The sequence below is a fragment of the Acidovorax temperans genome, from assembly GCF_006716905.1.
Lineage (GTDB): Bacteria > Pseudomonadota > Gammaproteobacteria > Burkholderiales > Burkholderiaceae_C > Acidovorax > Acidovorax temperans.
The window spans coordinates 103,061-124,902 of the sequence record NZ_VFPV01000002.1 but is presented as its reverse complement, the minus strand read 5'-3'; the positions used below and the strand labels follow the sequence as shown (position 1 = coordinate 124,902).

General features: G+C 63.6%; 20 protein-coding genes and 1 pseudogene. 15 read left to right on the top strand and 6 right to left on the bottom strand.

All coding sequences use genetic code 11. The annotated features are described in order from the left end of the window. The first annotated feature begins 184 nt into the window (after window positions 1-184). The 6 genes from BDD18_RS08750 (at window position 185) to BDD18_RS08725 (ending at window position 8,042) form a co-directional block, all read left to right on the top strand. On the top strand, window positions 185-1,273 hold the full coding sequence (locus BDD18_RS08750) for an IS5 family transposase (RefSeq protein WP_142082153.1): 1,089 nt from the start codon (window positions 185-187) through the stop codon (window positions 1,271-1,273). Between the two features lie 178 nt (window positions 1,274-1,451). Then, window positions 1,452-2,012: a recombinase family protein gene (locus tag BDD18_RS08745; protein WP_033958617.1), complete on the top strand. Its 561-nt coding sequence runs from the start codon at window positions 1,452-1,454 to the stop codon at window positions 2,010-2,012. Between the two features lie 3 nt (window positions 2,013-2,015). Then, the gene (locus tag BDD18_RS08740) at window positions 2,016-4,982 is read left to right on the top strand and encodes a Tn3-like element TnAs1 family transposase (RefSeq protein ID WP_142082747.1); all 2,967 of its coding nucleotides are present in this window, start codon (window positions 2,016-2,018) and stop codon (window positions 4,980-4,982) included. Window positions 4,983-5,062: 80 nt separating this feature from the next. Further along, window positions 5,063-5,817, top strand: a protein-coding gene (locus BDD18_RS08735; protein ID WP_142082746.1) for an IS5 family transposase whose coding sequence is annotated in 2 segments (ribosomal slippage) — window positions 5,063-5,396 and window positions 5,396-5,817 — 756 coding nt in all. Because the reading frame shifts where the segments join, the coding sequence is not laid out codon by codon here. 78 nt (window positions 5,818-5,895) lie between these two features. Then, complete coding sequence (locus tag BDD18_RS08730) at window positions 5,896-6,828, top strand: IS5-like element ISAav2 family transposase (RefSeq protein WP_142082744.1); 933 nt, start codon at window positions 5,896-5,898, stop codon at window positions 6,826-6,828. 134 nt (window positions 6,829-6,962) lie between these two features. Beyond that, window positions 6,963-8,042 (top strand): IS630 family transposase, encoded by a 1,080-nt coding sequence (locus BDD18_RS08725; RefSeq protein ID WP_142082741.1) that lies wholly within the window; start codon window positions 6,963-6,965, stop codon window positions 8,040-8,042. A 133-nt stretch (window positions 8,043-8,175) separates the two neighbouring features. Here BDD18_RS08725 and tnpA (BDD18_RS08720) read toward each other — a convergent pair whose 3' ends face one another. Next, on the bottom strand, window positions 8,176-8,607 hold the full coding sequence (gene tnpA, locus BDD18_RS08720) for an IS200/IS605 family transposase (protein ID WP_026437438.1): 432 nt from the start codon (window positions 8,605-8,607) through the stop codon (window positions 8,176-8,178). A 311-nt stretch (window positions 8,608-8,918) separates the two neighbouring features. Next, complete coding sequence (gene tnpA / locus BDD18_RS08715; RefSeq protein WP_026437438.1) at window positions 8,919-9,350, bottom strand: IS200/IS605 family transposase; 432 nt, start codon at window positions 9,348-9,350, stop codon at window positions 8,919-8,921. Between the two features lie 136 nt (window positions 9,351-9,486). On the opposite strand from tnpA (BDD18_RS08715), the pseudogene BDD18_RS08710 reads away from it, so the two are divergent. From BDD18_RS08710 to BDD18_RS08670, 9 genes and pseudogenes are all read left to right on the top strand, one after another. Then, window positions 9,487-9,873: pseudogene (locus tag BDD18_RS08710) on the top strand (glutathione peroxidase); the annotation flags it as partial. A gap of 244 nt (window positions 9,874-10,117) precedes the next feature. Then, the gene (locus tag BDD18_RS08705) at window positions 10,118-11,437 is read left to right on the top strand and encodes an NAD(P)/FAD-dependent oxidoreductase (RefSeq protein WP_142082739.1); all 1,320 of its coding nucleotides are present in this window, start codon (window positions 10,118-10,120) and stop codon (window positions 11,435-11,437) included. Next, on the top strand, window positions 11,434-12,234 hold the full coding sequence (locus BDD18_RS08700) for a DUF1365 domain-containing protein (protein WP_142082737.1): 801 nt from the start codon (window positions 11,434-11,436) through the stop codon (window positions 12,232-12,234). The genes BDD18_RS08705 and BDD18_RS08700 overlap by 4 nt, the downstream gene beginning before the upstream one ends. A gap of 43 nt (window positions 12,235-12,277) precedes the next feature. Then, window positions 12,278-13,513, top strand: a complete 1,236-nt coding sequence (locus tag BDD18_RS08695; protein WP_142082735.1) for an SAM-dependent methyltransferase — start codon at window positions 12,278-12,280, stop codon at window positions 13,511-13,513. Window positions 13,514-13,543: 30 nt separating this feature from the next. Beyond that, window positions 13,544-14,092, top strand: coding sequence for a chalcone isomerase family protein (locus BDD18_RS08690; protein WP_142082733.1), 549 nt, complete (start codon window positions 13,544-13,546; stop codon window positions 14,090-14,092). Beyond that, window positions 14,089-15,372: an MFS transporter gene (locus BDD18_RS08685; protein ID WP_142082732.1), complete on the top strand. Its 1,284-nt coding sequence runs from the start codon at window positions 14,089-14,091 to the stop codon at window positions 15,370-15,372. The genes BDD18_RS08690 and BDD18_RS08685 overlap by 4 nt, the downstream gene beginning before the upstream one ends. Window positions 15,373-15,419: 47 nt before the next feature. Continuing rightward, window positions 15,420-15,962, top strand: a complete 543-nt coding sequence (locus tag BDD18_RS08680) for a DUF3833 domain-containing protein (RefSeq protein ID WP_142082730.1) — start codon at window positions 15,420-15,422, stop codon at window positions 15,960-15,962. Window positions 15,963-15,970: 8 nt separating this feature from the next. Next, the gene (locus BDD18_RS08675; RefSeq protein ID WP_142082728.1) at window positions 15,971-16,753 is read left to right on the top strand and encodes an SDR family NAD(P)-dependent oxidoreductase; all 783 of its coding nucleotides are present in this window, start codon (window positions 15,971-15,973) and stop codon (window positions 16,751-16,753) included. A gap of 10 nt (window positions 16,754-16,763) precedes the next feature. Continuing rightward, window positions 16,764-17,225, top strand: coding sequence for a nuclear transport factor 2 family protein (locus BDD18_RS08670; protein WP_142082727.1), 462 nt, complete (start codon window positions 16,764-16,766; stop codon window positions 17,223-17,225). 285 nt (window positions 17,226-17,510) lie between these two features. Here the strand turns inward: BDD18_RS08670 and BDD18_RS08665 are convergent, their stop codons facing one another. The 4 genes from BDD18_RS08665 to BDD18_RS08650 all read right to left on the bottom strand — a co-directional run bounded on the left by BDD18_RS08665 (window position 17,511) and on the right by BDD18_RS08650 (window position 21,799). Further along, window positions 17,511-18,554 (bottom strand): IS110 family RNA-guided transposase, encoded by a 1,044-nt coding sequence (locus tag BDD18_RS08665; RefSeq protein WP_066695817.1) that lies wholly within the window; start codon window positions 18,552-18,554, stop codon window positions 17,511-17,513. A 319-nt stretch (window positions 18,555-18,873) separates the two neighbouring features. Continuing rightward, window positions 18,874-19,353, bottom strand: coding sequence for a type II 3-dehydroquinate dehydratase (gene aroQ / locus BDD18_RS08660; RefSeq protein WP_244939046.1), 480 nt, complete (start codon window positions 19,351-19,353; stop codon window positions 18,874-18,876). A gap of 88 nt (window positions 19,354-19,441) precedes the next feature. After that, window positions 19,442-20,446 (bottom strand): TRAP transporter substrate-binding protein, encoded by a 1,005-nt coding sequence (locus tag BDD18_RS08655; RefSeq protein ID WP_066697939.1) that lies wholly within the window; start codon window positions 20,444-20,446, stop codon window positions 19,442-19,444. Between the two features lie 72 nt (window positions 20,447-20,518). Further along, complete coding sequence (locus BDD18_RS08650; RefSeq protein WP_142082725.1) at window positions 20,519-21,799, bottom strand: TRAP transporter large permease subunit; 1,281 nt, start codon at window positions 21,797-21,799, stop codon at window positions 20,519-20,521. Window positions 21,800-21,842 lie beyond the last annotated feature (43 nt).

Here is a 21,842-nt window from a genome sequence, read left to right as displayed (position 1 = left end):
AGAGTCTGCTTTCCAATTTTTTGACACATACCCGCGAAGGTTATAGATTTCAGCCTGACAGAAACGGGGTTTGAGGCGCAACGGAACAGAAAGTGCACTTAACAGGCCGTTGAAAAATCCTTCGCCGCCGCCCGTGTGGGCCGCTACGATCTGAAGCCATCCAAGAACGACCCAGACAAGAAAGATGAGAGGCAACCAAGACTTCCAGGGGGCGATGTTCAGCTACATCAGCCTTGAAGATCGCGTGCCAGCGGCACACCCGCTGCGCAAGTTGCGCGCCGTGGTCGATGCGCTGCTGGCGACGATGCACAGCGAGTTCGAAGCGGTGTATGCCCGCCGCGGGCGCCCCTCGGTGCCGCCCGAGATGCTGCTCAAGGCCTTGCTGCTGCAGATCCTGTTCTCCATCCGCAGCGAGCGCCAACTGGTCGAGGCGGTCAACTACAACCTGCTGTACCGCTGGTTCGTGGGCCTGAACATCGAAGACAAGGTCTGGGACCACTCCACCTTCAGCGCCAACCGCGAACGCTTGTTCAACGAAGACCTCGCCCGTGCCTTCTTCGAGCGCGTCAAGCTCAGCGCCCAGTGGGGGCGGCTTGCCAGCGACGAGCACTTCAGCGTGGACGGCACGCTCATCGAAGCCTGGGCCTCGCACAAGAGCTTCAAGCGCAAAGACGATGACAGCGACACGCCGCCCGGACGCAATCCCGAGGTGGACTTCAAAGGACAGGAGCGCTGCAACGACACCCACCAAAGCACCACGGACGCTGATGCACGGTTGTTCAAGAAGAGCGCGGGTGACAAGTCCCGCCTGTGCCACATGGGGCACATCCTCATGGAAAACCGCAACGGGCTGATCGTGGATGTTGAGATCACCCACGCCAGTGGCACCGCCGAGCGCGAAGCGGCGCTGGCCATGCTGGGGCGCCGGGGCAACAGGAACAAGCGGGCCACGGTCGGGGCCGACAAGGGCTACGACAGCAAGGCCTTCATCAAGGGCTGCCGCCGGCTTTTGGTCACGCCACACGTGGCGGCCAAGGACAAGCACTCGGCGGTCGACGCCAGAGTCACGCGGCACGAGAGCTACAAGACCAGCCTGAAGGTGCGCAAGCGCATCGAGGAGGCCTTTGGCTGGATCAAGACCGTGGGTGGTCTGGCCAAGACCAAGCTGATCGGTCAGGCCAAGCTCGCGGGCCAGGCGCTGCTGTGCTTTGCCACCTACAACCTGGTGCGCATGGGCAGTCTGGGTGGCTGGTGGGACGCGCATCATGCGTGAGCCATGGGATACGTGCGCCCGAAACGGGCAAAACGGCCTGCAAACAGGCCGAAATGGCCCTCGAATTTGATTCGTGGGCGCGTCTGGGCGACTTGCTTCTTCGAAATCCACGACCTTGATGCGTTCGAAGAGCACTTTTTCAACGGCCTGTTAAGCCGCCTTCAACCAAGGAGACATCGTGCAGGGGCACCGCATCGGCTACGTCCGGGTCAGCAGCTTCGACCAGAACCCGGAACGCCAACTGGAACAGACCCAGGTGAGCAAGGTGTTCACCGACAAGGCATCCGGCAAGGACACCCAGCGCCCCCAGCTCGAAGCGCTGCTGAGCTTCGTCCGCGAGGGCGACACGGTGGTGGTGCACAGCATGGATCGCCTGGCCCGCAACCTCGACGACCTGCGCCGCCTGGTGCAGAAGCTGACCCAGCGCGGCGTCCGAATCGAGTTCTTGAAGGAGGGGCTGGTATTCACCGGCGAGGACTCGCCGATGGCCAACCTGATGCTGTCGGTAATGGGGGCCTTCGCTGAGTTCGAGCGCGCTCTGATCCGTGAGCGGCAGCGCGAGGGTATCGCCCTGGCCAAGCAGCGCGGCGCGTACCGGGGCCGCAAGAAGGCCCTGTCCGACGAGCAGACTGTTACCCTGCGGCAGCGGGCGGCGGCAGGTGAGCCCAAGGCGCAGCTCGCCCGCGAGTTCAACATCAGCCGCGAAACTCTCTACCAGTACCTCCGCACGGACGACTGACACATGCCGCGTCGCTTGATCCTCTCGGCCACGGAGCGGGACACCCTGCTCGCGCTGCCGGAAAGCAAGGATGACCTGATCCGCTACTACACCTTCAACGATTCCGACCTGTCACTGATCCGCCAGCGGCGCGGCGACGCCAACCGTCTGGGCTTTGCGGTGCAACTCTGCCTGCTGCGCTACCCCGGCTATGCGTTGGGCACTGACAGCGAGCTGCCCGAACCGGTCATCCTGTGGGTGGCCAAGCAAGTCCAGACCGATCCGGCGAGTTGGACGAAGTACGGCGAGCGCGATGTGACCCGTCGCGAGCACGCTCAGGAACTGCGCACCTACCTTCAACTGGCCCCGTTCGGCCTGTCCGACTTCCGCGCCCTGGTGCGCGAGCTGACCGAACTGGCCCAGCAGACCGACAAGGGCTTGCTGCTGGCCGGCCAGGCGCTGGAGAGCCTGCGGCAGAAGCGACGCATCCTGCCGGCGTTGAGCGTGATCGACCGGGCTTGCTCGGAAGCCATTGCGCGAGCCAATCGGCGGGTCTACCGCGCCCTGGTCGAACCACTCACGGACTCGCATCGGGCCAAGCTGGACGAGCTGTTGAAGCTCAAGGCCGGCAGCAGCATCACCTGGTTGACCTGGCTGCGCCAGGCACCGCTGAAACCCAACTCTCGGCACATGCTGGAACACATCGAGCGGCTGAAGACATTTCAGCTGGTGGACTTGCCCGAAGGCCTTGGCCGGCACATCCACCAGAACCGCCTGCTCAAGCTGGCCCGCGAGGGTGGGCAGATGACGCCCAAAGACCTTGGCAAGTTCGAGCCGCAGCGACGTTATGCGACCCTGGCCGCCGTGGTACTGGAGAGCACTGCAACCGTGATTGATGAGCTGGTGGATCTGCACGACCGCATCCTGGTCAAGCTGTTCAGCGGCGCGAAACACAAGCATCAGCAGCAGTTCCAGAAGCAGGGCAAGGCGATCAATGACAAAGTGCGCCTGTACTCCAAGATCGGCCAGGCGCTGCTGGAGGCAAAGGAAAGCGGCAGCGATCCCTACGCCGCCATCGAGGCGGTGATTCCCTGGGACGAGTTCACCGAGAGCGTCAGTGAGGCCGAGCTGCTGGCCCGGCCGGAGGGCTTCGACCACCTGCACCTGGTCGGCGAGAACTTCGCCACCCTGCGCCGCTACACGCCGGCCCTGCTGGAGGTACTGGAGCTGCGCGCCGCCCCGGCCGCACAAGGCGTGCTGGCAGCCGTGCAGACCCTGCGCGAGATGAACGCCGACAACCTGCGCAAGGTGCCGGCCGATGCCCCCACCGCCTTCATCAAGCCGCGCTGGAAGCCGCTGGTGATCACCCCGGAAGGCCTCGACCGGCGCTTCTACGAAATCTGCGCGCTGTCCGAGCTGAAGAACGCCCTGCGCTCCGGCGACATCTGGGTCAAGGGCTCGCGGCAGTTCCGCGACTTCGACGACTACCTGTTGCCGGCCGAGAAGTTCGCCGCGCTCAAGCGGGAACAGGCCCTGCCGCTGGCGATCAACCCGAACAGCGACCAGTACCTGGAAGAGCGCTTGCAGCTGCTGGACGAGCAGTTGGCCACTGTCGCCCGCCTGGCCAAGGACAACGAGCTGCCCGATGCCATCCTCACCGAGTCCGGCCTGAAAATCACCCCGCTGGATGCGGCGGTGCCGGATCGGGCGCAGGCGCTGATCGACCAGACCAGTCAGTTACTGCCGCGCATCAAGATCACCGAACTGCTGATGGACGTGGACGATTGGACGGGCTTCAGCCGCCACTTCACCCGCTTGAAGGACGGGGCCGAGGCCAAAGACCGGACGTTGCTGCTGTCCGCGATCCTCGGTGATGCAATCAACCTCGGACTGACCAAGATGGCCGAGTCGAGCCCCGGCCTGACCTACGCCAAGCTGTCCTGGCTACAAGCCTGGCATATCCGCGATGAAACCTATTCGGCGGCCTTGGCCGAGCTGGTCAATCACCAGTACCGCCATGCCTTCGCTGCCCATTGGGGCGACGGCACCACCTCATCCTCCGATGGCCAGCGCTTCCGCGCTGGCGGCCGGGGAGAGAGCACCGGGCACGTCAACCCGAAGTACGGCAGCGAGCCAGGACGGCTGTTCTACACCCACATCTCCGACCAATACGCGCCGTTCAGCACACGCGTGGTGAATGTCGGCGTCCGAGATTCCACCTATGTGCTCGACGGCCTGCTGTATCACGAGTCCGACCTGCGGATCGAGGAGCACTACACCGACACGGCCGGTTTCACCGATCACGTCTTCGCCCTGATGCACCTGCTGGGCTTCCGCTTCGCGCCACGCATCCGCGACCTCGGCGAAACCAAACTGTACGTGCCGCAGGGCGTGCAGGCCTACCCGACGCTGCGCCCGCTGATCGGTGGCACCCTGAACATCAAGCACGTGCGCGCTCATTGGGACGACATCCTGCGCCTGGCCAGCTCGATCAAACTGGGCACCGTTACCGCCTCGCTGATGCTGCGCAAGCTCGGCAGCTATCCGCGTCAGAACGGCCTGGCTGTCGCCCTGCGCGAACTGGGCCGGATCGAACGCACGCTGTTCATCCTGGACTGGCTGCAAAGTGTTGAACTGCGCCGCCGCGTGCATGCCGGCCTGAACAAAGGTGAGGCGCGCAACTCGCTGGCCAGGGCGGTGTTCTTCAACCGCCTTGGGGAAATCAGGGATCGGAGCTTCGAGCAGCAGCGCTACCGGGCCAGCGGCCTCAACCTGGTGACGGCGGCTATCGTGCTGTGGAACACGGTGTACCTGGAGCGCGCCATCCAGGGGTTGGTCGAGGCCGGCAAGCCGGTGGACGGCGAGCTGCTGCAATTCCTGTCGCCGCTGGGCTGGGAGCACATCAACCTAACCGGCGATTACGTCTGGCGGCAGAGCCGCAGACTGGAAGACGGGAAGTTTCGGCCCCTACGGATGCCCGGAAAACCTTAGCGTACGATTTTTTCCGGGCTCTTCTAGGGTCTGTTGAGAATCATTCTGAGATGCGTGAATGGATGTGATGCAATAGGCGCATGAGCATTCGATGGGTACTGACAGACGCACAATGGGCCAAGATGGAGCCGCACTGCCTTGGCAAGCCAAGTGATCCGGGGCGCAGCGGCACAGACAACCGCCGCTTCGTTGAGGCAGTGCTGTGGATTGCCCGCACAGGCAGCCCCTGGCGAGACCTGCCGCCAGAGTTCGGCAAGTGGAACACGGTGTTCAAACGCTTTAGAGACTGGGTTAAGGCCGATGTGTTCCAACGTCTGTTCGATGCAGTGAGCGAGCAGCCGGACATGGAATATGCGATGGTGGATGCCACGATTGTGAAAGTGCATCGGCACGGCCAGGGGGCAAAAGGGGGACTTCGGGCCAGGCCATAGGCCACTCGAGGGGCGGCATGACCACGAAGATACTGGCGCTGACGGATGCATTGGGCAATCTGGTGAAGTTCGTCTTGATGCCAGGGCAGCGCCACGACACCAAAGGGGTCAGAGAGCTGATTGCCGATGTGCGCTTTGATGCCTTGCTTGCCGACAAGGCCTTCGATGTGAATTGGCTGATCCAGGAGTTGGGTAAGCGCGGGGCGCAGGTGGTGATCTCACAGATGCCCCGCAGGAGAGCGCCACTGGAGATTGACCTGGAGGTCTACAAATGGCGCCACTTGATCGAGAACTTCTTTTGCAAGCTCAAGGAGTTCAAACGTATCGCAATGCGCAGCGACAAGACGGATAGCAGCTTCGCAGCGATGATCTATCTCGCAGCTGGGGTTATCAACTCTCGGTAATTCTCAACAGACCCTAGCGAATGCTAGTGATGGGCGTTGTTGCACAAATGCCGGTCGCAGCTGATGTAGGCTCGGGAGATGAGAGAGACGAGCTGGGGTCGGGTTAAGTACCGCACAACGAACTGGAAGGCTTACAACGCAGCGTTGAAGGCGCGAGGTGAGTTGACCATTTGGCTCGATAGGGATATGCAGTGGCTAGCTCAGCCCACGGGCAAGCGTGGTCGTTGCCAAAAATTCTCAGATGCGGCCATTCAGTTTTGCCTGACCATCAAGTGCTTGTTTGGCCAGCCCTTGCGCCAGACACTGGGCCTGGTTGAGTCGCTATTGGGTATGGCAGGCCTGGATTGGCCAGTGCCCGACTACAGCACGGTCTGTCGCAGGCAAAAGAGCTTGGATGTGCAGGTGCGCTACCGTGCAAGTGACAAAGGCTTGCACATGCTGGCCGACTCCACGGGCATCAAGTTCTTGGGCGAAGGTGAGTGGAAAACCAAAAAGCACGGCGCACAGCGGCGCCGCCAGTGGCGCAAGGTGCATCTGGGTATTGATGCCCAGACACTGCAGATTCGGGCCATCGCAGTAACAACCAATGAAGTGGGCGACTCGCCCATGGCAGCAGACCTGCTAGGTCAAATTCCAAGCAATGAAGAGATAGCTAGCTTTACCGGTGATGGGGCGTACGACACGCAGGATGTACATAAGGCGTGCTACCTGCGGGGAGCCATTCCAATCATCCCGCCGCGCAAAGGAGCGAAGCTGCGCAAAGGGCTGGCATTTGCTCACCGCAATGAAGCGGTCAAGGCGTGTAGGCAGTTGGGGCGGGCTATCTGGAAACGCTGGAGCGGCTACCACCGAAGGTCACTGGTGGAGACCAAGATGAATTGCTTCAAGCGCCTGGGCGAGAAGGTCATGGCCAGGACGTTTGAGCGCCAGGTGACCGAGCTGCACATCCGAGCTTCAATCCTCAATCAATTTACCGATCTGGGCACACCCCAGACGGTCGCTGCTGCGTAAATCTTTTTGGGATTGGGGATGCCTTGGCCTATGGCCGATTTATGCAACAAAGCCCTAGTGTGGTGTCTCAAAAATAGATAGAACTATTTTGACCGGTGTTGGTCGAATCAGCTTCCTTATAGGAGACTACGCTGATGGCCCACCCTGGACGCCCCGCCACGAAGCTGCAGATCACCGATGCCGAGCGCGCAGAGCTGCATGCGCGACTGCGCGTACGCATAGCGCCCGAGGACGAGAAGCTGCGCATGCGAATCGTGCTGGGCTGCGCAGATGGGGAGTCGGGCACCATGATTGCCCAACGCTTGGGCACGACGGTGCAAACTGTCTCCAAGTGGCGGCGGCGCTACCGGGCGTATCGTCTGGCGGGTTTGACCGATGCCCCGCGCGCTGGCCGCCCGCGCAGTGTGGGCGACGAGCAGGTTCAGCTCATTGTGGACAAGGTTCGCCAGAGCAAGCCTGACAACGCCACGCACTGGAGCGTGCGCCAGATGAGTCGGCACGCTGGCGTATCGCCCGCGACGGTGCAGCGCATCTGGCATGCCTTTGGGCTGAAGCCGCACCTGCAAGAAACCTTCAAGCTATCGACGGATCCCCATTTCGTGGACAAGGTACGGGATGTGGTGGGGCTGTATATGGCACCACCCGATCGCGCCTTGGTGCTGTGCGTGGACGAGAAGAGCCAGATCCAGGCTCTGGATCGCACCCAACCAGGGTTACCACTGACGTTTGGCAAACCCAGCACGCGCACGCACGATTACAAGCGCCATGGCACAACGTCGCTGTTTGCAGCGCTGGATGTGGCCACTGGCAAAGTCATAGGACAGCTCAAGCGCCGTCACCGCAGTGTGGAATTCCTGCAGTTCCTCAAAGCCATCGATGCAGCGGTGCCTGGCGAACAAGACATCCACCTGATCATGGACAACTACGGCACGCACAAGACGCAGGCAGTGCGGGCCTGGCTAGCAGCCCATCCTCGCTACCACGTTCACTTCACGCCCACCTCAGCGTCCTGGCTCAATCTGGTCGAGCGTTTCTTTAGCCAGATCAGCGAGCAGTGGATCAAGCGCAGCGCCCACACCAGCGTTGCTCAGCTGGAGCAATCCATACGGGAATACATTGATCGTCACAACGAGGATCCCAAGCCGTTCGTGTGGCATAAAAGTGCGGACACCATCTTGGCATCTGTGGCGCGGGCAGCGAGTACCATTATTTGATGCTTACTTTTGAGACACCACAGTAACCATCCCCCGGCAAAGCCGGGGGCATTCGGGATGTGAGCCGCTCAAAGCGGCTGTAAGGGGTCGCTAACGCGGCCCCTCATTCTTGGGGCCACCTATCGGTGGCTACTCACCTCCATAGACCGAGTTGGTCCAACCTCTCGTCTTCCTTCTCCTGGTTTCGGATGTACTCCCGTATCACCGCTTCGTCGCGTCCCACCGTCGAGACGAAGTACCCTCGCGCCCAGAAGTGCTGACCCACGAAGTTGCGCTTTCGCTCTCCGTACACCCGCGCAAGGTGGATTGCGCTCTTGCCTTTGATAAAGCCCACCACCTGCGACACCGAGTACTTCGGTGGGATCGACAGCATCATGTGCACGTGATCGGGCATCAGATGCCCCTCTTCAACCCTGCATTCCTTTTGCGCGGCCAACTTTCTGAATACCTCACCCAGGTGTTCGCGTAGCTGCTTGTACAGCGTTCGCCTTCGACACTTGGGGATGAAGACCACGTGATATTTGCAATCCCAGGCCGTGTGACTCAAACTTTCATACTTGTCCATCGTGTTTCTTCCTTTCGTTTGCTTGGCGGCTCACGATTGAAAGTCTCTACGGTGGACAACCTCCTGAAAAGTCAAACTTCTACTGCCTCCCCGGCAGAGCCGGGGGGCCTCCTTTTGGTAGCTAGTGATGCACTCGATAAATGTCGTACGTCGAAATCGTCGTTTACAGACGTGCGGCGATTTCCATCACTACTATTCGGGTAACCATCCCCCGGCAAAGCCGGGGGCATTCGGGATGTGAGCCGCTCAAAGCGGCTGTAAGGGGTCGCTAACGCGGCCCCTCATTCTTGGGGCCACCTATCGGTGGCTACTCACCTCCATAGACCGAGTTGGTCCAACCTCTCGTCTTCCTTCTCCTGGTTTCGGATGTACTCCCGTATCACCGCTTCGTCGCGTCCCACCGTCGAGACGAAGTACCCTCGCGCCCAGAAGTGCTGACCCACGAAGTTGCGCTTTCGCTCTCCGTACACCCGCGCAAGGTGGATTGCGCTCTTGCCTTTGATAAAGCCCACCACCTGCGACACCGAGTACTTCGGTGGGATCGACAGCATCATGTGCACGTGATCGGGCATCAGATGCCCCTCTTCAACCCTGCATTCCTTTTGCGCGGCCAACTTTCTGAATACCTCACCCAGGTGTTCGCGTAGCTGCTTGTACAGCGTTCGCCTTCGACACTTGGGGATGAAGACCACGTGATATTTGCAATCCCAGGCCGTGTGACTCAAACTTTCATACTTGTCCATCGTGTTTCTTCCTTTCGTTTGCTTGGCGGCTCACGATTGAAAGTCTCTACGGTGGACAACCTCCTGAAAAGTCAAACTTCTACTGCCTCCCCGGCAGAGCCGGGGGGCCTCCTTTTGGTAGCTAGAAGAGCCTTTTTCCGAATTCTGCGGGCTCCCCCAGTACAAGGGGCTGGAAGAGCTGTACAGCCGCTACAAGGACAAGGGGCTGGTGGTGCTGGGCTTCCCGTCCAACGATTTCGCACAGGAAAAGAGCAGCAACAAGGAGATTGCCGACTTTTGCGAAAACACCTTCGGGGTGAAGTTCCCCATGTTTGCCAAGACCGCCGTGCGCGGGGCCGATGCGTCGCCCCTGTACAAGCAACTGGCCCAGCTCTCGGGCACGGCGCCCAAGTGGAACTTCCACAAATACCTGCTGGGCCGCGATGGCCGGCTGGTGGACAACTATTCCAGCATGACCGCCCCCGACAGCAAGAGCCTGGTGCGGGCCATTGAGCAGCAGCTCGCGATGGCTACGCCCCGCTGAGCGGCAACCCTTCTTTACTTTTCTTTAAAAAAATGCGCGATCAGCTCTGGAACTTCTGCAAAGGGGCCCCACTCTATCCCCTGCAAGAGCGCGGTACGTGCTCTCCCGGTTTAACGTTGCGAAGCCTTTCGGTGCCTCGGGTTCCGACTGCCCTCCTGGAGCGCTTCTCCTCCCTCCCTCTCTTATTCGTTTCGGGATGCTTCGCAACCTTTTTATTCGCTGAGTCGGCCAGAGGGGGCCGGCCATGAAAGTCGCCATCATCGGCTCCGGCATCTCCGGGCTTTCGGTGGCGCACCAGTTGCGCAGCCAGGCGCAAGTCACCCTGTTTGAATCCGGCAGCTACTTTGGCGGCCACACCCACACGGTGGACGTAACCCTGCCCAATGCGGCGGGCAAGGCCGTCACCCACGGGGTGGACACGGGCTTTCTGGTCTTCAACGAGCGCACCTACCCCCACCTGATCGCACTGCTGGCCGAGCTGGGCGTGGCCACGGCCAAGTCGGACATGTCGTTCTCGGTGCAAGTGCCCGGTGCACGGGGCGGCAAGGCACTGGAGTGGAGCGGCACCAACCTCTCGACCGTGTTCGCCCAGCGCAGCAACCTGGTCAACCCCCGCTTCTGGGGCATGTTGACTGACCTGCTGCGCTTCAACCAGCTGTGCACCCGCATCGCCCAGGCCAATGCCGAGCAGGCGCTGATGCAGCCGCTGGGCGACTTTCTGAAGGAACACCGCTTTGGCGACGCCTTCCGCGACTGGTACTTCCTGCCCATGCTGGGCTGCATCTGGAGCTGCCCCACGGACCAGATGCTGAAGTTTCCGGTGGCGACGATGATCCGCTTCTGCCACAACCACGGCCTGATCCAAGTGGCCAACCGCCCGCAGTGGTGGACGGTGAGCGGCGGCGCTCGCAACTACGTCGAAAAAATCCTGGCCGGCGTGCCCGACAAGCGCCTGAACACCCCCGTGCGCCGCATCGAGCGCGACGCCGCCGGCGTGCGCGTGTCCACCGACCAGGGCACCGAGCATTTCGACCATGTGGTGCTGGCCACGCACTCTGACCAATCCCTGGCGCTGCTGGCGCAGCCCACGGCGCAGGAACGTGAGGTGCTGGGCGCCATCCGCTACCAGCCCAACCGCGCCGTGCTGCACACCGACACCACGGTGCTGCCCCAGCGCCGCGCTGCCTGGGCCGCCTGGAACTATGAGCGCGCCCAGCAAACCGACCGCGAGAGCGCACGAGAAAGCACCAGTGTGTGCCTGCACTACCTGCTCAACCAACTGCAGCCCTTGCCGTTTGCCCAGCCGGTGGTGGTGTCGCTCAACCCGGTGCGCAACATCAACCCGCGCCAGATCATTGGCGAGTACGAATACGCCCACCCTGTGTTTGACCTGGGCGCCATTGCCGCGCAGCAGCAGGTGCCCGCGCTGCAAGGCCAGCACAACACCTGGTTCTGCGGCGCGTGGACGGGTTACGGCTTCCACGAAGACGGGCTCAAGTCCGGCCTGGCCGTCGCGCGCCAACTGGCGCCGCTGCTGCAAGCCCCCCAAAGGCTGGCCGCATGACCGACCTGCGCCCCACGCCCGCCGCGCAGCCCCTGCTGGGTTTTGGCCAGGTGCGCCACACCCGGCTGCGGCCGCGCCGGCATGCGTTTGCCTACGGCACGTTCTTTCTGATGCTGCCCATGCGCACCCTGGCGCAGGGTGGGCGGGAGTGCGCGCTGGCAGTGAACCGCCGCGGGGCCATCAGCTTCCACGACGTGGACCATGGCGATGGCCGCAGCGCCGAGCAAGGCGGTGCGCTGGCATGGCTCAATGACCTGCTGCGCGCCGAAGGCATTGACGACGCCACGGGCGAGGTGTGGCTGCACACCTACCCGCGCGTGCTGGGCTACACCTTCAAGCCGGTGAGCTTCTGGTACTGCCACCGCGCCGATGGCAGCCTGCGCGCCATCCTGGTCGAGGTGAACAACACCTTTGGCGAGCGCCACTGCTATTTGCTCGACGCCCCGCAGTACGGCGTGGAGCAGCAGGCGCGCAAGGTGTTCCATGTGTCGCCGTTTTGCGAAGTGGCGGGCGGCTACCGCTTTCGCTTCATGCGCACATCCCCCGGCCCGCAGGATGCGGGCCGCACCGTGGTGCGCATTGATTACGACGACGCCAGCGGCCCCCTGATTCAGACCAGCGTGAGCGGCACCCTGCAACCCGCCACGGCCCGCACGCTGCGCCAGGCGCTGTGGGGCTACCCGGCCATGACGCTGGCCATCATCGCCCGCATCCACTGGCACGCGCTGCAGCTGTGGCTCAAGCGCGTGCGCTTTCATCGCAAGCCCGAGGCCCCGGCCTCGATCGTGACCCGTTGACATGCACGACCCGTATTCCGCACCCACCTGCGAGACCACTGCCATGAACTCCACCACCGCACCCCGTTCTGCCCTGGCCTTGCCCGCTGGCACGCCCGCTGCCGCGCGCACCGCACTGCAACTGCTGCAGCGCCTGCAGCATGGCCACCTCACGGTGCAGCTGCCCGACGGCACGCAGCGGCACTTCGGCCCCGGTGGCGGCCCCTCGGCGGCCATTGCCTTCAAGAACTGGAACGTGTGCAGCGCCGCCCTCAAGTCGGGCGACATCGGCTTTGCCGAGAGCTACATCGCGGGCGACTGGACCACGCCGCACCTGACCGACCTGCTCAAGCTGCTCATCGCCAACCGCCAGCAGGTGGAAGGCGTGATTTACGGCACCTGGGCCGGGCGGCTGCTGTACCGCATCAAGCACCTGCTCAACCGCAACACCAAGGTCAACAGCCAGAAGAACATCCACGCGCATTACGACCTGGGCAATGCCTTTTACGAGCTGTGGCTGGACGACACGATGAACTACTCGTCCGCCTGGTTTGAGGGCGATGCGGGGGGCGACATGCGCACCGCACAGCTCGCCAAGGTGCGCCGCGCGCTGCGCATGGCCGGTGTGCAGCCGGGCGACCGGGTGCTGGAGATTGGCTGCGGCTGCGGCGCGCTGGCCGAAATGGCCACCACCGAATTTGGCGCCACGCTCACCGGCGTGACGCTGTCCACCGAACAGCTCGCGTTTGCCCGCAAGCGCATGGCGCAGCACGGCGTGGCGGGCCAGGCCGACCTGCGGCTGCAGGACTACCGCGACATCAGCGACGGTCCGTACGACGCCATCTGCTCCATTGAAATGGTGGAGGCCGTGGGGCGCGAATACTGGCCCACGTACTTTGCCTCCATCAAGCGCCTGCTCAAGCCCGGTGGCAAGGCGTGCATCCAGAGCATCGTGATCGACGACGGGCTGTTCAAGCGCTACATCAGCTCCACCGATTTCATCCAGCAGTACATCTTCCCCGGCGGCTGCCTGCCCTGCCCGCGCGAATTCCGCCGCGAGGCCGAGGCCGCGGGCCTGCGCGTGGTGGACGAGTTCGCCTTTGGGCAGGACTACGCCGAAACCCTCAAGCGCTGGCGCGAGCGCTTCCTGGCGCAGCGCGCAGAGATCCTGAAGCTGGGCTTTGACGAGCGCTTCATGCACATCTGGGAGTTCTACCTTGCCTACTGCGAAGCCGCGTTCGCCATGCAGAACATCGACCTCGTGCAGTACACGCTGGTGAACGACAGCGCCGCTGCCTGACCACCTCCTTCCACCGCCGGGCCATTTACTATGAAAAAGATAGCTGCCTGCGCTTTATTGGCGTGCGTTACAGCCACTTTTTTATCAAACCCCGCACAGGGCAGCGAAACCACGCCTCTGCCCGGCACAGTGCTGGCCGGCCAGGGCACGATGCGCTTTTTTGGGCTGGAGGTGTACCAGGCACGCCTGTGGGTGAGCCCCGGCTTTGCCCCTGAGCGCTACGGCGACCAGCCCCTGGCGCTGGCGCTGACCTACCAGCGCAACTTCACCGCGCAGGCCATTGCCAAACGCTCCATCGAAGAAATGCGGCGCGTGGCCCCGTTCAGCAACGAGCAGGCCCAACGCTGGCAAGCCGCGCTGCAAGCCGCCTTGCCCGATGTGAAGCCGGGCGACACCCTCACCGGCATCTACCGCCCGGGTGGCGGTGCCGTCTTCCGCATGGGCGACAAGGTGGTGGGCGAGGTGGCCGACCCTGAATTTGCGCGCCTGTTCTTTGGCATCTGGCTCTCGCCCAACACGTCAGAGCCCTCTCTGCGCCAGGCGCTGCTGGCCAGCCGCAGCACGGCAGGATCGCCATGACCCCACCTGGCACCCCCGGCACGCTGCCCGCACGCCAAGGCCTGGCCTATGGCCTGCTGGGCCTGCCCCTGGCCTTTGTGGCGCTGCCGCTGTACGTGCTGCTGCCCAACCACTACGCGCGCGCCTACGGCATGCCGCTGGCCACACTGGGTGCCGTGCTGCTGGCGGCCCGCCTGTTCGACGCCGCCACCGACCCGCTGCTGGGCCGGCTGAGCGACCGGCTGTTTGGCCGCTCCACCCGCACCGTGCTGGGCGCGGGGGCCGGGTCGGCCGTGGTGCTGGCGCTGGGCATGTGGGCGCTGTTCTTCCCGCCCGTGCAGGGCGAGCAGGCCCTGGCCTGGTGGGCGCTGCTGTGCCTGCTGGCCACCTACCTGGCCTACAGCCAGCTCAGCATTGCCCACCAGTCGTTGGGCGCCCGCCTGGGTGGCGACGAAGCCCTGCGCAGCCGCATCTTGGCCTGGCGCGAAGGCGCGGCCCTGGTGGGTGTGGTGCTGGCATCGCTGCTGCCCACCTTGCTGGGCCTGCCCGCCATGCTGGGCTGGTGGGCCTGGGCCTGCGCGCCCCGGCCTGCGGCGCAGGGTGCCGGCACGCAGGGCGTGTACCACCCCGCCCAGCACGCCAGCCTGTGGCGGCCCTGGGGGCGCCCGGCCTTCCGCCGGCTGCTGGCGGTGTTCATGCTCAACGGCATTGCCAGCGCCATACCGGCCACGCTGGTGCTGTTCTTCGTGCAAGACCGATTGCAGGCGCCATCCACGCAGGAACCGCTGTTCCTGGGCGCCTACTTCGTCTGCGCAGCGCTGTCGATACCGCTGTGGCTGCGCGCCGTGGGCCGCTTTGGTCTGGCCCGCACCTGGCTCATGGGCATGCTGCTGGCCGTGGCCGTGTTTGCCTGGACGGCGCTGCTCGGCAGCGGCGATGCGCTGGCCTTTGCCGTGGTGTGCGCCCTCTCGGGCGGGGCGCTGGGCACCGACCTGGCCCTGCCCAGTGCCCTGCTGGCGGGCGTGATTGCCTACGAAGGCGACAGCGGCCAGCACGAAGGCGCGTACTTTGGCTGGTGGAACTTTGCTACCAAGCTCAACCTGGCCCTGGCCGCCGGGCTGGCGCTGCCGCTGCTGGCCCTGCTGGGCTACACCCCCGGCACCCGCAGCGAAGCCGGCCTGCAAACCCTGAGCCTGGCGTATGCCGTGCTGCCCTGCCTGCTCAAGCTGGCGGCGGCTGCCGCGCTGTACCTGCTGGTGGTGCGGCGCACGCCTGGCAGTGCCGCATTCCAGGCCCCGTGATTTTCATCAATGCAACCCTGCACCTCACCCACCACCAAGGCCTTCCCATGATCCAACGCCGAACCCTTCTGGGCGCCACCGCCGTGGCGCCGCTTGCGGCCCTGACCGGGTGCGCCAGCCAGAACCTGGCCGGATACGCCAGCGAAAAGCCCGTGCTGGACCTGGCCCAGTACTTCAATGGCACGGTGGATGCCCACGGCATCTTCCAGGGGCGCAGCGGCCAGATCGCCCGCCGCTTCACGGTGGTGATGGAGTGCAGCTGGAAGGGCAACGAGGGCGTGCTGGACGAAGCCTTCACCTATTCCGACGGCACCACGCAGCTGCGCATCTGGCGGCTGACCAAGCATGCCGATGGCCACTACACCGGCACGGCCGACGACGTGGTGGGCACAGCCAGGGGCCAGACGCAGGGCAATGCCTTTCGCTGGGGCTACACGCTGGCCTTGCCGGTGGATGGCAAGGTCTACCACGTGGACTTTGACGACTGGATGTACCTGATCGACGAGCGCGTGATGCTCAACCGCGCCACGATGAGCAAGTTTGGCGTGCGGCTGGGTGAGATCACCCTGTCGTTCACCAAGCGCACCTGAGCCACGCCATGAGTCTCAATTCCCGCATCCATTACTGGCAGGGCCGACGCGTGTGGCTGGTGGGCGCCTCCAGCGGCATTGGCCGCGCCACGGCGGCGCTGCTGCATGCGCGGGGGGCGCAGGTCATTGTGTCGGCCCGCAACGCGCAAGCCCTGCAAGCGTTTGTAGATGAGCACCCCGGCAGCGTGGCCGTGCCGCTGGACACGGCCCACACCGCCCAGGTCAAGGCCGCCGCGCAGCAGGTGCTGGCGGGCGGCCCGCTGGACCTGGTGTGCTACTGCGCCGGCCACTACCGCGACATGCGCGCCACCGACTTCGACCTGACCGAAGCCCTGCGCCACGAAGACGTGAACTACACCGGCACCTTGCGCGTGCTGGCCGGCGTGCTGCCCGCCATGGTGGCATCGGCCAAGATGGGGCGGCCGGGGCACGTGAGCCTGGTCAGCAGCGTGGCGGGCTTTCGCGGCCTGCCCAAGAGCCTGGCCTACGGCCCCACCAAGGCAGCCCTCATCAACCTGGCCGAAGCGCTGTACCTGGATCTGCACGCACTGGGCATGGGCGTGAGCGTGGTCAACCCGGGCTTTGTGGCTACGCCGCTGACGGCGCGCAACGACTTCACCATGCCCGCGCTCATCACGCCCGAGGCAGCGGCAGCAGCCATCGTGCGCGGCTGGGAAGACGGCGAGTTCGATATCCACTTCCCCAAACGCTTCACCCGCTGGATGAAATGGCTGCGGTTGTTGCCCTACCGGTGGTACTTTCCGGCGGTGCGCCGCTTTACCGGCCTGTGAAACCCTCGCCATGGAACAACCCCTGAGCCCCCCCGCGGCCTTGACGGAAGAAGCCGTCAGCCGCGTCATCGTCTTTTTTGAAACGCTGTCGCCCGCAGGCGTGGCGCAACTGGGCGAGCTTTACGCGGCAGATGCACGCTTCAAAGACCCGTTCAACGAGGTGCAGGGCGTGCCCGCCATCCAGGGCATCTTTTCCCACATGTTCGAGGCGCTGGAACAGCCGCGCTTCGTGGTCACCGGCCGCGTGGTGCAAGGCCAGCAGTGCTTTCTGACCTGGGATTTCCTGTTCGCCTTCCAGAACTTTCACAAGGGCGTGACGCAGACGGTGCGCGGCGCATCGCACCTGGTGCTCAATGAGCAAGGTCTGGTCACGCTGCACCGCGACTACTGGGACGCCGCTGAGGAGCTGTACGAAAAGCTGCCCGTGGTGGGCGCTCTGGTGCGCTGGCTCAAGCGCCGCGCGAACAGCTAGGGATGTCCTTACATGGACGTCTCCAGAAGAGCAAGATTCGGCGGCGTGAAGGTCTGAAGGGTTTGCAGTCTTACATACGGCCTGTCGGTGCAGGGTGTTCGTCCTGCTGGCCCTGATGGCATTCGCGGGTGAGGCTCCTGTCTGCACATCGGGCTTGATGCCCTGTATCCCTATCGGATTGCCCCCACCCCGGTTTGACCTGTTGACCCATCACACAAGCTTCTTGCATGCTCTCCTTCAAAACGGTTTCCTAGCGTTTGGTGTTCTCAGTTCATTGTGGTGGTCTCAGGCTGCGGCGAGGTCGACCGGATTCCATCTCACCTGGTCAAAGGCCTTGCCTTTGACCAGGACTGCCCAGACTGTTCGGGCCAGCTTGTTGGCCAGCGCCGCGACCACCACGCTGTATGGGCGGCGCAGTAACAGTCTCTCGATCCAGCCGCTTCGCTGACTCCTGGCAATCACGGCGCGAGCGCCGTGCATCAGCATGGTCCTCACATAAGGGTCTCCGCGTTTGGATATCCCCAACTGCCGGGTCTTCCCTCCGGTGCCAGTCTGTCGGGGCGTCAGTCCCAGCCAGGCGGCGAATTGCCTGCCGGACTCGAAGCTGGACAGGTCGGTTGCAGTAGATACCAAGGCTGTCGCCGTCAACGGACCGATGCCCGGTATGGCTTGCAGTGCCAGCATGTGCTGGTTTTGCTTGACCATCGAGGCCAGCCGTTTGTCCAGCTGATCGATATCGCACTGCAGGCTGTCGATACGACGCAGTTGATCCTGAATGCTGACGACCACCACTTCTGGCAGCCGCTGTTCCTGGGCTTTGGCCAGTGCGTCCTGAACGAGCTTGAGCAATGCCCGGTGCCCCTCAGGCAGCACGATTCCGAACTCGTAGAGCAACCCGCGCAGCGCGTTGGTTTGCATGATGCGCACCTTCATGAGCTGAGCGCGCATACGGTGCAGTGTCAGGCAAGCTTGCTGCTGCTCGTTCTTGACAGGCACGGCCTTGATGTGAGGTTGCTGGGCCGCTACCCAGATGGCCTGGGCATCACGGGCGTCAGTCTTGTCGCGCAGCACAAAGGCGCGAACATGCTTGGCGGGCAGCAGCTTGACCTCATGTCCCAGCGTCTGCAGCGTTCTGGCCCAGTGGTGCGCACCGCCACAAGCCTCCATCGCGACGAGGGACTTCTGACGATTGGCAAAGAATGCGGTTACTCGATCACGCCTGAGCTTGTGCCGGGTGACCTCGCCTGTCTGGGCATCCACGACGTGCAGCTGGAACACGTGCTTGGCAATATCCATTCCGATGACTGGCAGCGTTGCAGTAAATTGCATGGTGGGGCCTCCGGTTCAAAGGTGGTTGCGACGAACTTCCACTTTGGCACTTTGATGCCGTTACCGCCAGGCCCCACCTTGTATCGGGTAACAGGCCGACGGCGCCAACGGCGGTGTAGGTGGAGACGTCCATGCCATCTGCATAACTCCCTGCGGTCTGTGATAGCGCGGCCTCGGGCAGTCCGCTGCGTTGCTTTTCTTGCCAATAGCACGGCTATTGGCTGCCAAAAGCCGCCTTGCGGCCTATCCCGATCCGCACTACCACCGACTCGCGAGGGTTATGCAGGACATCCCTGGCAGGCTTCGGCGCCCGCCGCGTTCATGCTGACTTGGCCAGCTTGCGCACCAGGTAGTGCAGCGCCATTTCATAGCCCTGGATGCCCAGGCCTGCGATCACGCCATCGGCAATGCCCGAGATGTAGGAGTGGTGGCGAAACTCTTCGCGCTTGTGCACGTTGCTGATGTGCACTTCCACCACCGGCAGGGCCACGCCCGCCAGCGCATCGCGCAGCGCCACGCTGGTGTGGGTGAGGCCCCCGGGGTTGATGACGATGCCGCGCGTGCCATCCAGGCGCGCTGCGTGGATGCGGTCAATCAGGTGGCCTTCGTGGTTGCTCTGAAAGCAGGCAGCCGTGGTGCCCAGCCGCACCGCCTCGGCGGCAAAGTGGCGCTCCACATCGGCCAGGGTGTCGGCGCCATAGATGTGGGGTTCGCGCGTGCCCAGCAGGTTCAGGTTGGGGCCGTTCAGAAGAAGAATGCTCATGGCGGTGGAATCAGCGTAACGAGGGAAATACGGCATTGTCTGCCCAATGGCCGCCACCGGCCCGGCAGCGATGCCAGCCCCCGCACCCGAGGGCTTGCCTCCGGTGCGTGTGCAAGTCCGGCGCTTATTTGGCAGCGCGCAGCTTGGCCAGGGTGTCGTACACCTCTTTCACCGTGTCGGCGCCCACCTTTTCGCTGTGCTTTTCAATCACAGGCTTCATCTTGGCGCGCAGCTTGTCCAGCTCAGCGGCCGGGAACTCGGTCACCTGCATGCCTGACTTCTTGAGCTGGTCGAGCGCCACGTCCGACTGCACGCGCGAGACGCCGCGCTGGAACGTGGTGGCTTCGGCCATGGCGTCGTTGATCCACTTTTGCTCGGCGGGCGAGAGGCCGTCCCAGAACTTCTTGCTGACGATGACGGCCTGCGGGTTGTACATGTGGCGCGTGATGGCCAGGTGCTTTTGCACTTCGTTGAATTTGGACGAGAGGATGGTGGTGACCGGGTTCTCCTGCCCGTCCACGGCCTTTTGCTCCAGCGCGGTGTACAGCTCGGGGAAGGGCATGGGCACGGCGTTGGCGCCCAGGGCGTTGAACATGTCGATATAGATGGGCGACTGGATCACGCGGATCTTCAGGCCCGCCAGGTCTTCGGCCTTGGTGATGGGCTTTTTGCTGTTGGTGACGTTGCGAAAGCCCAGCTCCCAGTAGGCCAGGCCCACCAGGTTCTTGGCCTTGAGCTTGTCGAGCAGCTTCTTGCCAAAGGGGCCGTCGGTCACGGCATCGGCCTCTTGCGGCGAGGCAAACAGGAAGGGGAAGTCGTAAATGCCGAATTCCTTGGTCTGCGCCGACAGGATGCCCGCGTTGAGCACCGTCATCTCCACCGTGCCACCCTGCAGGGCCGACACGGTCTGCAGGTCACCACCCAGCGTGCCGCCGGGGAACAGCTTGACCTGGATCTTGCCGCCGCTCTTGGCCGCCACCAGGTCGGCAAACTTTTGCGCGCCCTGGGCCTGGGGATGGTCCTTCTGGTTCTGGAAGGCGAACTTGATGGTGCGGTCTTGGGCGTGCGCGCCCGACACCAGCGAGGCAGCCACCAGCGCCGTGGCCAGCAGGGTTTTCAAGAGGGTCATGGAAGGCTCCTTGGTAGGGATGGATGATGCAAGGCCGAAACAGGAAAAGAGGGTGGGGGGTGGCGAGGGCGTTCAGCCGCCCAGCCAGCGCAGCGGCACCATCACGATGGATGGGAAGGCCACCAGCAGGAACATCACGACGAACTGCGCCAGCATGAAGGGCATGACACCGCGCGTCACATCCGACATGGAAATGCGTCCCACCCCTGCCACGACGTTGAGCACGGTGCCCACGGGCGGGGTGATGAGGCCGATGGCGTTGTTGATGATGAACAGCACGCCAAAGTAGACGGGGTCGATGCCAGCGGCCTTTACCACGGGCATGAGCACGGGCGTCAGGATGAGGATGGTGGGCGTCATGTCCATGGCCGTGCCCACAATCATCACCAGCAGCATGATGGCGATCAGCAGCAGCGTCTGGTTGTCCATGAAGGGCTCCAGCATGCCGATGATCTTGCTGGGCAGGTCGGCCACGGTGATGAGCCAGGCCGACACCATGGCCGCCGCCACGAGGAACATCACCACTGCGCTGGTGCGGGCCGCTGCCTGGAAGATGTCGGCCAGCTGGCGAAAGCTCAGCTCGCGATACACCACCATGGCGACGAACAGGGCGTACACGGCGGCCACCACGGCCGCTTCGGTCGGCGTGAACACGCCCATGCGCAAGCCCACCAGAATGATGACGGGCAAGCCCAGGGCCCACACCGATTCGCGCAGGGCCTTGAGCACTTCCGCGCGGCTGGCGCGGGCGGGTGGGGCCACTTTTTCACTGCGCACCAGCCACCACCAGGTGATGGCCAGCGCGATGCCCAGCAGCACCCCGGGCACGATGCCCGCGAGGAACAGCTTGCTGATGGACACATTGGCCGCCACACCAAAAATCACGAAACCGATGGACGGTGGAATGACCGGGGCAATGATGCCCGCCGAAGCGATCAGGCCCGCAGAGCGCGCCTTGTCATGCCCGGCCGCCACCATCATGGGCAGCAGCAGCGATGCCAGGGCCGCTGCATCGGCCACCGCAGAGCCCGATACCGCCGCCAGAATCACCGCCGCCATGATGGCCACGTAGCCCAGGCCACCGGGCACATGGCCCACCACAGCCAGTGCCAGCTTGACGATGCGTTTGGACAGGCCGCCCACGTTCATGATTTCGCCCGCCAGCATGAAGAACGGCACGGCCAGCAGCGGGAAGGAGTCTGCGCCGTTGATGACGTTCTGCGCCAGGATCTGCGCGTCGAACAGGTCCAGGTGCCACATCAGCGCAATGCCGCTGAGGAGCAGCGAGTAGGCGATGGGAATGCCAATCGCCATGGCGATCAGCAGGGAGCCGAGGAAGATGGCGACGGTCATGGGCGGCGGTGCTCAGGAAAGAGGGGGCGGTGGGCGTGGGCCA